The following is a 12143-nucleotide window of genomic DNA, read 5'->3' on the forward strand; positions in this document are numbered from 1 at the left end:
GGCATGGGCAAGCTCGACGGACGGGTCGTCGTCATCACCGGCGGCGCGCGCGGCCAGGGTGAGCAGGAGGCGCGGCTGTTCACGGCCGAAGGCGCCAGGGTCGTCATAGCGGACGTACTCGATGGCCAAGGGGAGGCACTGGAAAAGGAGTTGGGGGAGGAGCGGGCGCGTTTCGTCCACCTCGACGTGAGCCAGGAGGCGGACTGGGTGGCCGCCGTCGCCGCCGCCAAGGACGCCTTCGGGAGGATCGACGGGCTGGTCAACAACGCCGGGATCCTGCGCTTCAACGCGCTGGTGGACACGCCGCTGGACGAGTTCATGCAGGTCGTCCAGGTCAACCAGGTCGGCTGCTTCCTCGGCATCAAGACGGTGGCGCCCGAGATCGGGGCGGCGGGCGGCGGCACCATCGTCAACACCGCCTCGTACACGGCGATGACCGGCATGAGCGCGGTGGGGACGTACGCGGCCACCAAGCACGCGATCCTCGGGCTCACCCGGGTCGCCTCGATGGAACTCGCGCACCTGGGGATCCGGGTCAACGCGGTGTGCCCGGGGGCGATCGACACCCCGATGTCCAATCCGGCCCAGCTCGACCCGTCCGCCGACCCGGCCGAGACCTCGGCGGCCCTGGACGCGCTGTACCGCAAGCTCGTGCCGTTGGGCCGGGTCGGCAGGCCCGAGGAGGTGGCGGCGCTGGCCCTGTTCCTGTCCACCGAGGACTCCTCGTACATCACCGGCCAGCCGTTCGTGATCGACGGCGGGTGGCTGGCCGGGGTGTCGCTGTTCTGACCGCTCGTTCTGGCGGCTTGTCTGACCATGCGTCAGGTATTGACGGTCCATCCGGCCGGTGGAACAGTCGACCCCATCACGATCTGACGATGCGTCAGAAACAAGCGTTATCTCGTGAAGGACGTGAAGGAGAAGTCCCTTGGAATTCGGACTCTTTGTGCAGGGATACGTGCCCGCCGCACGGTCCGCGGTCGACCCGGAGGCGGAGCACAAGGCGCTGATGGAGGAGACCCAGTACGTCATCCAGGCCGACAAGTCCGGCTTCAAGTACGCCTGGGCCTCCGAGCACCACTTCCTGGAGGAGTACTCGCACCTGTCGGCCAACGAGGTCTTCCTCGGCTACCTCGCCCACGCCACCGAGCGCATCCACCTCGGCTCGGGCATCTTCAACCCGCTGGCCCAGGTCAACCATCCGGTGAAGGTCGCCGAGAAGGTGGCGATGCTGGACCATCTGTCCGAAGGGCGCTTCGAGTTCGGGTCGGGGAGAGGGGCGGGGTCGCACGAGATCCTGGGGTTCATACCGGGTGTCACCGATATGAACTACACCAAGGAGATCTGGGAAGAGACCATCGCCGAGTTCCCCAAGATGTGGCTCCAGGAGGAGTACCCCGGCTTCCAGGGCAAGCACTGGTCGCTGCCGCCGCGGAAGATCTTCCCCAAGCCGTACGGGAAGTCGCATCCGGCCATGTGGTACGCGGCCGGGTCGCCGTCCTCGTACGCCATGGCGGCGCGCAAGGGGCTGGGGGTGCTCGGCTTCTCCGTGCAGAAGGTCTCCGACATGGAGTGGGTCCTTGAGCAGTACAAGACGGCCATCCAGGAGGCGGAGCCGATCGCGGACTTCGTCAACGACAACGTGATGGTGACGTCGACGGCGATCTGTGCGCCCACGCACGACGAGGCGGTGCGGATCGCGGTGGAGGGCGGGCTCAACCGGCTTCAGTCGCTGGTGTTCCGCTACCACGACACGTTCCCCCGGCCGGAGGGGATTCCTCAGTGGCCGGAGACCCTGCCGGAGTACAACGCGGAGATCATCGAGCTGTTGATCGCCGAGGAGCTGATGATCTGCGGGGATCCGGATGAGGTCACCGCGCAGTGCAAGCGGTGGGAGCAGGCGGGGGCGGATCAGCTGTCGTTCGGGTTGCCTATCGGGGTGCCGTTCGAGGAGACGATGCAGTCGATTCGGCTGATCGGGGAGCATGTGATTCCCCGGATCGATACGGATCCGGTCCACCGGACGTCCCGCTTCCGCGCGGCATCGGGTTCCTGACCCCCCGGGGCTCCGCCCCGGACCCCGCTCCTCAAACGCCGGAGGGGCTGGATTTGCTACCTGGTTGTGGGCAGGCGTTCCGCACGGCGATGGGGGTCCCCCCTGCTCCTTAAGAGCTTGGGGGAGGGTGGGCACAACCGGGCACGGTCCGCGGACGAAGGCGTTGGGGGACTGGGGGCGCAGCCCCCAGAGCGGCCGGGCCCCGGGCTCGGGGGTAGCCCCGGTATGGGGGGGTGCCGGGGCTCAGCCAGGCCACACAGACGCGGGGTGGTGTCTTCCCGGATCGCTGCCTCGTAACCGGCCCCGGCCGGAGGCCATCGCGGCGGTCTCCGGCCGGGGCGCACCCGCGTACCCCCGGCAAGGCGGGCGCACACCGCGCATTCGGCAAGGCGGGGCACACCGCGTACCCGGGAAGACGGGGGCGCACCCGCGTACCCCCGGCAAGGCGGGGCGCATCCGCATACCAGGACAGGAAGGGACCGCCATGCTCGACCACCTCATCACCGGGGCCACCCTCGTGGACGGGACCGGGGCCCCGGCCCGGCTCGCCGATGTCGGGATCCGGGGCGGCCGGATCGCCCTGGTCGCCGAACCCGGCACCGTCACCGAGGACACCCGTGCCCGCGAGGACGCCACCGGGCTCGTCCTCGCACCCGGGTTCGTGGACCCGCACACCCACTACGACGCCCAGCTCTTCTGGGATCCCTACGCCACGCCGTCCATGAACCACGGCGTCACCACCGTCGCGGGCGGCAACTGCGGGTTCACCCTCGCCCCGCTCAACCCCGACCGCCCCGAGGACGCCGACTACACCCGTCGCATGATGTCCAAGGTCGAGGGCATGTCCCTCAAGGCCCTTGAGGAGGGCGTCGGTTGGGGGTGGGCCTCCTTCGGGGAGTACCTCGCCGCTCTTGACGGGCGTATCGCCGTCAACGCCGGGTTCATGGTCGGGCATTGTGCGCTTCGGCGGCATGTCATGGGGGCCGATGCCGTCGGCGGGCAGCCCACCCCGGAGCAGTTGGACGCCATGCTGGGCCTCCTCCACGACGCCATGGACGCCGGCGCCTGGGGGCTCTCCACCACCCAGTCCTCCACTCACTCCGATGGGGACGGACAACCTGTCGCGTCGCGTCATGCCCTTCCCGGTGAACTCCTCGCTCTCAGCAGGGCCGTTGGGGAGCACGAGGGCACCCAGCTCGAAGCCATCGTCGCCGGGTGTCTCGATCAATTCGGGGATGAGGAGATCGAGCTTCTGGTTGAGATGAGTGCCGCCGCTGGTCGGCCCCTCAATTGGAACGTTCTCACCATCGACGCCGCTGTACCCGAACGCGTACCGCGTCAGCTCGTCCCAAGTGAGCGCGCCCGCAAGGCCGGTGGCCGCGTCGTCGCCCTCACCATGCCGATCCTCACCCCCATGAACATGTCCCTCGGCACCTTCTGCGCCCTCAACCTCATCCCGGGCTGGGGCGAGATCCTCGGCCTTCCCGTCCCCGAGCGCATCACCAAGCTGCGCGACGCCGACGTGCGGGCCGAGATGCTGCGCCGCGCCGACAGCAGGGAAGCCGGGATCTTCCGCCGTCTCGCCAACTTCGGGCGGTATGTCATCGGGGATACGTACAGTGACGAGAATGACGGGCTTTCCGGGCGGGTGGTCAATGACATCGCCGCCGAGCGCGGGCTCGATCCCTTCCACTGCCTCGTGGAGATCTGCGCCAACGACCGTCTGCGTACGGTCCTTTGGCCCATGCCCACCGACAACGACCCCGCCACGTGGGCGCTGCGGCGCGAGACCTGGGAGCACGAGGACGTGCTGCTCGGCGGGTCCGACGCGGGGGCGCACCTCGACCGGATGTGCGGGGCTCCGTACACCACGCGCTTCCTCGGTGACTGTCTGCGCGGCCGCAAACTCGTCCCCCTGGAGCGGGCCGTCAAGATGCTCACCGACGATCCGGCCCAGTTGTTCGGGCTCAGGGAGCGGGGGCGGGTGGCGGAGGGGTGGCACGCCGATCTCGTCCTGTTCGACCCCGCCCGCATCGAGGCCGGGCCCGCCACCCTCGTGCACGATCTGCCCGGCGACAGCCCCCGGCTCGACTCCAAGGCGATCGGGATCGTGTCGGTCCGGGTCAACGGCGTCGAGACGATCCGCGACGACCGGGTGACGGGGGCCGTTCCCGGCACGGTGCTCCGATCCGGACGCGACACCAGGACGGTGAGCACCAAGTGAGCCTGGATAAGCGGAAGTTGTTCATTGGGGGGGAGTGGGTTGAGGGGGATGGGGGGTGTTATCCCGTGCTCAATCCCGCCACCGAGGACGTGGTCGGGTATGCCCCCGAGGCCAGTCGTGAGCAGGTGTACCGGGCCGCCGCGGCCGCCCGGGAAGCCTTTGGCTCGTGGTCCCGTACGCGTCCCGAGGAGCGGGCCGCGATCCTCGACCGGGCCGCCGACCTCATGCAGCGCGACTTCGCCCCGAACGCCGAACTGGCCCGCGCCGAGACCGGCGCCACCACCGCCACCGCGCGCGGCATGCAGGTCGCGGTCGGCGTATCGCGGTTCCGGCGGTACGCGAAGGGCGCCCTGGAGCCGGCCGAGCAGGCCCTTGTGCCGCAGATCAACGAGGCGGGGCCGATGGGGAAGGCCGGGGTGTTCGGGGCGCTCGCCGTGCGTCAGCCGGTCGGGGTGGTCAGCTGCATCACCTCGTACAACAATCCCTGGGCCAACCCGGCGGGCAAGGTCGCACCCGCGCTCGCCATGGGCAACACCGTCGTGGTCAAACCCGCCCCGCAGGATCCGCTGTCCGTGTTCAGGATGGCCGAGGCCCTGGCGGAGGCGGGGGTGCCGCGCGGGGTCGTGAACGTCGTCACGGGGTCGGCCCCCGCCGTGGGGGAGGCGGCCGTCGACTCGCCGGACGTCGACATGGTCAGCTTCACCGGCAGTACGTCGGTGGGGCAGCGCATCGCCGAGGTGTGCGGGCGGGACATGAAGCGGCAGTTGATGGAACTGGGCGGCAAGGGCGCGGCGCTCGTGTTCGACGACGCCGACCTCGACTCGGCGACCCAGGGCATCGGCACGACGTTCGCCTTCTACAGCGGGCAGATCTGCACCGCGCCGACCCGTGTCCTGGTCCAGCGCGGCGTCCACGACCAGCTGATCGACAAGCTCACCGGATACCTCGGCTTCATGACGGTGGGGGATCCGGCGGCGCGGGGCACGGTGGTCGGGCCGGTGATCTCCGCCGCGCACCGCGACCGCATCGAGGCGTACGTCGAACTGGGCAGGAAGGAGGGGGCGAGTGTGGTGGCAGGCGGCCAACGCCCGGACTTCTCACGGGGGTTCTACGTCGCCCCGACCCTCCTCGCCGAATGCACCAACGACATGCGGGTGGTGCGGGAGGAGATCTTCGGGCCGGTCGTGGTGGTCGTCCCCTTCGAGGACGAGGAGGAAGGCATCGCGCTGGCCAATGACAGCGAGTACGGGCTGCTCGACTACGTCTGGTCCGGCGACGTGGCACGGGCCTTCCGCGTCGCCCGCCGGCTGCGCGCGGGCGGGGTCGGCGTGAACACCGTCGGCCGCAACATGGAGGCGCCGTTCGGCGGCTTCAAGAAGAGCGGGGTGGGGCGCGATGTCGGCTCGTACGCGCTGCACGCGTACAGCGAACTCCAGTCGATCGTCTGGCCGGGTTAGCCGTTCCTGGGGGACAGCTCGGCCATCTTGCTCCAACCCTGGCCCGGCACCTCGATGTTGATGATCTCCGGGGTGGTGGCGACGGCGCCGGCCATCGACTCCAGGCCCGCCCGGAAGTGGTCGGAGTCGACGTGCGCCGCGCCTGCGGCCGCGTCGGCGAAGGCTTCGAGGAGGGTGTACTGGGTGGGGTCGTCCACACTGCGCGACCAGTCGTAGAACAGGTTGCCCGGCTCGGCGCGGGTGGCCCGGGTGAAGTCGTCCACGATGGCCAGCCAGTCGTCGGCGTGCTCGGGACGGACGGTGAACCTGACAGCGATGAAGATCATGCCTTCTACGGTGCGGGTGGGGTCGGGGTGCCGCAAGCGGGGGTGGCCGGGATTCCGACCCTGCCGGAAGGCGGGGCGGGAGCGGTGCCCGTCGGGCAAGGCGGGCCGGGCCCCCTCGGGCACCTACCAGTGCCGCCGCACGCCCCGCCCGGAATGGTTCAGTCGGCCAGGGCCTGCGCGGCCCGGGCCACGGCGGCGCGGATCTCGCCGCCGCGCCGCCGGAAGTCCGTGGTCGCCAGCGACACCGACAGGGCATGCACCGTACCGTCCGCGCGCGGGCCTGGCAGCGCCACAGCCAGGCAGGTGTACGCCGGGTCCGCCTCGCCCATCGACACGGCGAAACCCTGCCCGCGCACCCGGTCCAGCTCGGCCTCGAAGCGGTCGGCGGCGGTGATCGTACGGTCGGTGAACCTGGCCATGCCGTGCTCGGCGAGATAGCGGCGCCGCACCGGCCGGGGCAGCCCGGCGAGCAGCGCCTTGCCGTGAGCGGTGGCGTGGGCGCGGACTTCGGGGCCCGGGGTGAAGGGGTTGGCGGTGTCGGCGACGGGGGCGGTGCTGTCGACCACGGTGATCAGCCCGCCGCGGTACGCCGTGTAGTACGCCTCGGCGCCGGTGGCCCGGCGCAGTCGCGGGAGGAGTTCGCCGATGCCGGGGGCGAGGCGCAGATGCCGCTGGAAGGACCGGTGCAGGGCTGGAACGCGCGGCCCCGGCGCGTACCCCTGGGCGGTCCGGGTGAGATGCCCGCGTGCGGTCAGCGGCCCGAGCAGGTGGTAGACGGTCGACAGCGAACACCCGAGCCCCCGCGCCAGCTCCTTGGCCCCGACCGGGCCCGGTGCGTCGGCCACGGCATCGAGGATCGCGAGGGCGCGGTCGACGGACTGGGGGGTGGTGGTCATGGGGCGAGGGTATGGGCGCCGGTTACTCCCGGGGGAATTCGTCCGTGGAGAGGACGAGGCCGACGACGGTGTCCGTCAGGTCGACGTCGTTGTCGAAGTCCACCTTGAGCTCGCTGACGTAGTCGCCCTTCTTGGGCCGGGTGTAGACGTGGCACCTGCCCTGGTAAGGGTCGGCGATCAGGTAGACGGGGATCTCGGCCTTCGCGTAGGCGATCCGCTTCGGGCCGTAGTCGTTGGGGCCGGTGCCCTTCGAGATGACCTCGGCGACGAACTCGACGTCGTTGTGGACGAAGCGCCGCGCGCCGTGCTCGACGGACGCTTCGGAGACGAGGGTGATGTCGGAGCAGAAGCCGTTGAGGTGCCCGGGATAGTCGATCCGGACATCGGAGAGGATCCGTTTCCGGGGGAACTTCGTCCTCAGTTGTTCGAAGATGTCCGCGATGATGTCCCAGTGGATGCTCCGCTGCGGCGTCATGAAGATGCCCCCCTCGACAATGTCGATCCGATAACCCTCGGGGGCGGTCCTCTCCAGCCACTCGAACAGCGAGTCGAGCGTGTGCTCGCTGTCCCTGTGCTCGGCCATCTCGATCCTGTCGTCGGTCCTGTCGTCCGTGATCCGGTCGTCGACAACGGTCATCGTGGCGCTCCTCCCCGGCCGCCTCTCGAACGAACGCGGCCGCGCGGTACAACGATACGCACGGTGGCAAGGTCACGCCGGGCTACCGCGTCCCCAGGAACACCGGATTCGTGAACGCCGCCAATTGTCCCGGCAGGCCGGGGATGATCGGGGCGTGGCGGACTTCGGCGCGGATGTAGGTCGCGTAGGCCGGGGTGGTCTGCCACTGCGCCGTGCCCGTGCCCGAGGCGGGGAGCTGGGTGGTGTACAGGGTGCCCTGGTCGGTGACGAAGGCGATCGAGCAGCCGGGCGCGCCGGAGACTTCCAGGTGGGCTGTCACCTGTTCGTCGGGGGCGGCTCTCAGGCGTTCGCCGATGCCCGCGTGCTGGCCGTGGCCGCCGGAGACGGAGAAGGACAGTGACACCGCCGCCGATTCCGCCACGTACGAGCGGCCCGCCTTCAGGCCCGCCTGGATCGCCTCGCGGGTCAGGTCGTCGGCCAGCACGACGGTCTGGGGGCCGCCGATGCGGTCCGGGTCGCGGTGGGCGTCGCTGTTGCCCATCGCCGGGGTCCAGGGCTTGTCCGAACTGGCGGCCACGGTAAGGGAGTTGTCCCATTCCTGGAGGGTCACCTCGTCGTCCGGGGTGTAGGGGCCGTTCCACACCTCCACCGCGTCCGCCTCGCCGAAGCCGAACTTCCAGTTGCAGCCGACGCACGTGGCGTGCGGGTGGGCGGGGACGACCAGGCCGCCCGCCCGGCGGATCTCGCGCGCGAAGTGGCCGAAGCGGTTGTCCCGGGCCCGGTAGCGCCAGTCGACGAAGGTGCCCGGGGCGAGCCCCAGCGCCACCACGTGGCCGTTGCGGGTGGTGATCTCCTCGCCCGTCATGATCAGTAGGTCGTCGCCCCACAGGCCCTGCCACGCCCGGTGCGCCGAATTCGTGTTGTGCTCCGAGGTGTTGATGAAGTCCAGGCCCGCCGCGCGGGCCAGCGCCGCGATCTCGGCCGGGGTGCGCTTGCCGTCGGAGTACACCGAGTGCAGGTGGCAGTCGCCCCGGTACCAGGCCCGGCCCCGGCCCTTCGCGCGCTGCGGCGGGTAGACGGGCTTCGGGGTGGGGGCGGCGGCGCCGTACTTCAGGGTGATCGTCACCGCGTACGGCAGGCCCTGCGGGGCGACCGTGTACGGGCCGAGCGCGATGTGCCAGGTCCCGGCGCGCACCGGGCCCGGCAGATAGCCCGGGGTCGCGTCGTCGGCGCGGAGGAAGAACTCCGTGCGTGCCCCGCCCGACCAGCCCCTGAATCCCGCGCCGCCGAGCTCGGTGCCGCGCTCGTCGAAGATGCCGATGTCGAGGGCGTTGTTCTGGGTGCCCGCCGGGACGGTCTCCTTCTCGTACGTGTACGAGACCGCCAACTCCCGTACACCGTGCGGTACTTCGACCGGCAGGTACACGAAGTCGGGGGAGCCGGGTGGCAGGGTGCCGCGCACTGTCTTCGTCTCGTCGGCGCGGCCGGCGCTCGCGCCGCCGCCGGGTTCCGCGTTCGCGAAGTTCACGGTTCCCAAGGTAAGGGCGGCGGCCGCGCCCGTCACGATGAGTCCTCGTCTGCCGATGGATCCGGATCCGTTCTCGGTCATGACCGGAGCTCCCAGTGATTGGAGAGGAGCGGGAGGAGGTGCCTGGGGGTGTCTTGGGGGGTGCCTGCTCACTGTCGTACCCCCACGTGAACGCGGGGAGTCGCCGAGTTGAGCCATCCCTTGCGGCCGCGCGGCACTCCGGATAGGAATTGAAACCTCTCCAGACCGACCCGGAAGGTATGCCGAGTATGCCGATGCGCATCGCCACCACGATCTTTCTGACCGACGAGACGATCACGCCCGTCCGCATCGCGCGCGAGCTGGAGCAGCGCGGGTTCTCCGGGCTCTACCTGCCGGAACACACCCACATTCCGGTCGAGCGGGTCACTCCGTACCCGGTGGGCGGTGAGCTGCCGCCCGAGTACGGCCGCACCCTCGACCCGTTCGTCGCGCTCGGCCAGGCCTCGGCGGTGACCGAGCACCTGCACCTCGGCACCGGGATCACGCTGATCGCCCAGCACGATCCGATCGGCCTCGCCAAGCAGGTCGCCACGCTCGACCACCTCTCCGGCGGGCGCTTCACGCTCGGTCTCGGCTTCGGCTGGAACCGGGAGGAGGCCGCCGACCACGGCGTCGAATGGTCGGCCCGGCGCGAACTCGGCCGGGACCGCTTCGCCCTGATGCGCGCCCTGTGGGCGGCCGAACCGACCGCCCACGATGGCGAGTTCGGGTCGGTGAAGGCCTCGTACGCCCATCCCAAGCCGGTGCTGAACGGGGCGCCGCGCACCCTGATCGGCGGGGCCGCGGGGCCGAAGCTGTTCGCGCACATCGCCGAGTACGCGGACGGCTGGCTGCCGATCGGCGGGCGCGGCCTCACCGAGTCGCTGCCGGTGCTCCGCCGGGCCTGGGAGGCGGCCGGGCGCGCGCCCGAGGACCTCCAGGTCGTGCCGTACGCGGTGCTGCCGACCCCCGGCAAGCTCGCGCACTACGCGGACCTCGGCATCGAGGAGGTCGTCCTCCAGCTGCCGCCCGCGGACGAGACGGGGGTGCTCAAGGTTCTTGATGAGTACGCGGCGTATCTGTAGGCCGCAGGTCCGAGGGAGGGGCGGCCCGGGCCGGCAGGCCGCCCCCGGTGCTCAGCTCAGCGGGAGTTCCAGATACGACGGGTCCTCGTCGGGCGAGGTGATCGCGAGGGTGCCGGGCGTCTCGGCGGCGGGACCGTAGAACGGGTCCACCGAGTCAAGCACCAGCATCAGACGGTGCCCGGCCGGCACGTCGTACCCGGTGGCCTGGAGCGCGAGGTCGACGGTGGCCGGTGCGTCCGGGGCGCCGTCGAGCACGGTGTACGGCGCGTGCGTGATGATGCGGCCGATCCCGAACGCGTTCACGTCGAAGAGGTACGCCACGAACGTCGACTCCGCCGCGCTCGGCGCGACCGTCACCCGCAGCCGGGGCACGCCCCGCAGCTGGTGCCGGGACGGCAGGGGCGCGGTCGTCCACACCCCGGCCAGGGTCCGGTCGATCCGGCCGGTCCGGTACGCCTTGGGCAGCCCGGCCAGCTCGGCGTACCCGGTGAGCAGGATCGCGTCCGCGACGGTGGCCGGGGTGTCGGTGCCGGTGGTGAACGTGGTGCGCCAGCCGTTGCCGGGCTTGTCCAGGAGCCCGCCGTCCTTGGCGCCCTCGGCGGGCCCGGTGAGATAGAAGCGCTCCGGGTTGCCGGTGGCCGCGTCCCAGGTGGGCCGGGTCTCCAGGGCGCGGCTCCACATGATCTCGCTGACGACCTGGTCCTCGGCGCCGGAGTCGGCGTCGAAGGCGGCGGCGGTCTCCGGGGCGGCGCCGTCGTCCGCTTCGAGCAGGTGGCGGTCGAACCAGCGGTGCGCGTCCTGCCAGATCCGGTTGGGCAGCCCCAGGATTCCGGTCATCTCCGGACCCGAGTGGTCGCCGATCGACAGCAGCAGCCGCTTGGGGCCGCTCAGCGCGTTGAACATCTTCAGCGTCTGGTTGCCGGGGAACAGCGTCTCGTGCCAGGCCTGCGCGAACAGCACCGGTACTTCGCGCTCGTTGAGCTTGCCGACCCGGTGGTACGGCGAGCGCGTGGCCGCCCACCTCAGCGTCTCCTCGACGTTCCGGTTGGCCAGTACGTCGTCGAAGGCCTGCTGGGTGCGCGCGCTGAGCCGGGCGGTCTTGGCCGCGCCGAGCAGGGTCTGCACGGCGGCGATGTGCCGGGTGTCGTTCTCGTAGAACGCCTCGCCCAGGTCGCCCCAGGTGCTGAGCGCGACCACGGCGTGCACCCGGGGGTCCTCGGCGGCGACCAGCTGGCTGATGCCGGAGCCGTAGGAGTCGCCGAGGAAGCCGACCTTGCCGATCGCGTCCGGGCCGCCGGCCTGGGCGATGAGGTAGCTGAGCGCCTTGATGCCGTCGGCGATGTCCGCCTCGCCGGCCACCTCGACCTCGCCGCCGGACTCGCCGAAGCCCCGCGTGGTGTAGGCCAGTACGTGATAGCCGCGGCGGGCGAAGCGCAGCGCCTGCACCGCGTAGACGGTCCAGCCCTGCTTGGCCCACGGCGAGGGCATCACGATCAGCGGGTGGCGTCCGTCGCCGTTGTGCAGCCATAAGGCGGCGTCGAGCTCCACGCCGTCGCCGACCGGCACTCCCACGCCGTCCAGGAAGGTCGCCGCCTTCCGTGCCTCGGCCACCTCGGCGGCCCGCGCGGGGGCGAGCCGTGCGGTGTCGCCGGTGCGCAGCGCCTCCACGACCTGCGCGAGCGCTGCTTCGTCCAGTTCCGGGTAGAGGCTCACCGCTGCCGCCGGTCGCAATCCCTTTGAAGTCACGTCGGTCCCATCCCACTTCGTCGACTTGCACGGGTGTCGCGCTCGGGCCCGGAGCGACTCCCAGTATCGGGGCGGACGCTCTGCGTGTTCATGCCCTTTCGAGCAGATTGGCCGGAAACGTACGGCAGTGGGCGGCGGATGGCGGCCGGGGGCGGCGCCGGGAGCGG

General features: G+C 70.8%; 10 protein-coding genes. 5 read left to right on the plus strand and 5 right to left on the minus strand.

Going from position 1 to position 12143, the window contains the following annotated elements:
- The first annotated feature begins 3 nt into the window (after window positions 1-3).
- The 4 genes from ACIBK6_RS30310 to ACIBK6_RS30325 all read left to right on the plus strand — a co-directional run bounded on the left by ACIBK6_RS30310 (window position 4) and on the right by ACIBK6_RS30325 (window position 5737).
- A complete protein-coding gene (locus tag ACIBK6_RS30310; protein ID WP_399054618.1) occupies window positions 4-789 on the plus strand; it encodes an SDR family NAD(P)-dependent oxidoreductase in 786 nt (261 codons plus the stop codon).
- Between the two features lie 139 nt (window positions 790-928).
- Window positions 929-2056, plus strand: a complete 1128-nt coding sequence (locus ACIBK6_RS30315; RefSeq protein WP_399054619.1) for an LLM class flavin-dependent oxidoreductase — start codon at window positions 929-931, stop codon at window positions 2054-2056.
- 484 nt (window positions 2057-2540) lie between these two features.
- The gene (locus ACIBK6_RS30320) at window positions 2541-4280 is read left to right on the plus strand and encodes an amidohydrolase family protein (RefSeq protein WP_399054620.1); all 1740 of its coding nucleotides are present in this window, start codon (window positions 2541-2543) and stop codon (window positions 4278-4280) included.
- Between the two features lie 2 nt (window positions 4281-4282).
- Complete coding sequence (locus ACIBK6_RS30325) at window positions 4283-5737, plus strand: aldehyde dehydrogenase family protein (RefSeq protein ID WP_399054713.1); 1455 nt, start codon at window positions 4283-4285, stop codon at window positions 5735-5737.
- On the opposite strand, the gene ACIBK6_RS30330 is transcribed toward ACIBK6_RS30325, so the two are convergent.
- The 4 genes from ACIBK6_RS30330 to ACIBK6_RS30345 form a co-directional block, all read right to left on the minus strand.
- Complete coding sequence (locus ACIBK6_RS30330) at window positions 5734-6063, minus strand: putative quinol monooxygenase (RefSeq protein WP_399054621.1); 330 nt, start codon at window positions 6061-6063, stop codon at window positions 5734-5736. The genes ACIBK6_RS30325 and ACIBK6_RS30330 overlap by 4 nt on opposite strands.
- 158 nt (window positions 6064-6221) lie before the next feature.
- Window positions 6222-6959, minus strand: a complete 738-nt coding sequence (locus ACIBK6_RS30335; RefSeq protein WP_399054622.1) for an IclR family transcriptional regulator — start codon at window positions 6957-6959, stop codon at window positions 6222-6224.
- A 22-nt stretch (window positions 6960-6981) separates the two neighbouring features.
- A complete protein-coding gene (locus ACIBK6_RS30340; protein WP_399054623.1) occupies window positions 6982-7596 on the minus strand; it encodes a Uma2 family endonuclease in 615 nt (204 codons plus the stop codon).
- A gap of 82 nt (window positions 7597-7678) precedes the next feature.
- Window positions 7679-9205 carry a CehA/McbA family metallohydrolase gene (locus ACIBK6_RS30345; RefSeq protein ID WP_399054624.1) on the minus strand — a complete coding sequence of 509 codons (1527 nt, stop codon included), beginning with the start codon at window positions 9203-9205 and terminating at the stop codon, window positions 7679-7681.
- Window positions 9206-9399: 194 nt separating this feature from the next.
- On the opposite strand from ACIBK6_RS30345, the gene ACIBK6_RS30350 reads away from it, so the two are divergent.
- On the plus strand, window positions 9400-10230 hold the full coding sequence (locus tag ACIBK6_RS30350; protein WP_399054714.1) for a TIGR03619 family F420-dependent LLM class oxidoreductase: 831 nt from the start codon (window positions 9400-9402) through the stop codon (window positions 10228-10230).
- 51 nt (window positions 10231-10281) lie between these two features.
- Here ACIBK6_RS30350 and ACIBK6_RS30355 read toward each other — a convergent pair whose 3' ends face one another.
- Window positions 10282-11943, minus strand: a complete 1662-nt coding sequence (locus ACIBK6_RS30355) for a CocE/NonD family hydrolase (protein WP_399054625.1) — start codon at window positions 11941-11943, stop codon at window positions 10282-10284.
- Window positions 11944-12143 lie beyond the last annotated feature (200 nt).

Source organism: Streptomyces sp. NPDC050485 (assembly GCF_044458185.1).
In the GTDB taxonomy this organism is placed as follows: Bacteria; Actinomycetota; Actinomycetes; order Streptomycetales; family Streptomycetaceae; genus Streptomyces.

Coding starts and splice junctions, on each gene's coding strand:
- ACIBK6_RS30350 (WP_399054714.1), top strand. CDS start 9,400: ATGCGCATCGCCACCACGATCTTTCTGACCGACGAGACGATCACGCCC.
- ACIBK6_RS30310 (WP_399054618.1), top strand. CDS start 4: ATGGGCAAGCTCGACGGACGGGTCGTCGTCATCACCGGCGGCGCGCGC.
- ACIBK6_RS30340 (WP_399054623.1), bottom strand. CDS start 7,596: ATGACCGTTGTCGACGACCGGATCACGGACGACAGGACCGACGACAGG.
- ACIBK6_RS30320 (WP_399054620.1), top strand. CDS start 2,541: ATGCTCGACCACCTCATCACCGGGGCCACCCTCGTGGACGGGACCGGG.
- ACIBK6_RS30330 (WP_399054621.1), bottom strand. CDS start 6,063: ATGATCTTCATCGCTGTCAGGTTCACCGTCCGTCCCGAGCACGCCGAC.
- ACIBK6_RS30345 (WP_399054624.1), bottom strand. CDS start 9,205: ATGACCGAGAACGGATCCGGATCCATCGGCAGACGAGGACTCATCGTG.
- ACIBK6_RS30335 (WP_399054622.1), bottom strand. CDS start 6,959: ATGACCACCACCCCCCAGTCCGTCGACCGCGCCCTCGCGATCCTCGAT.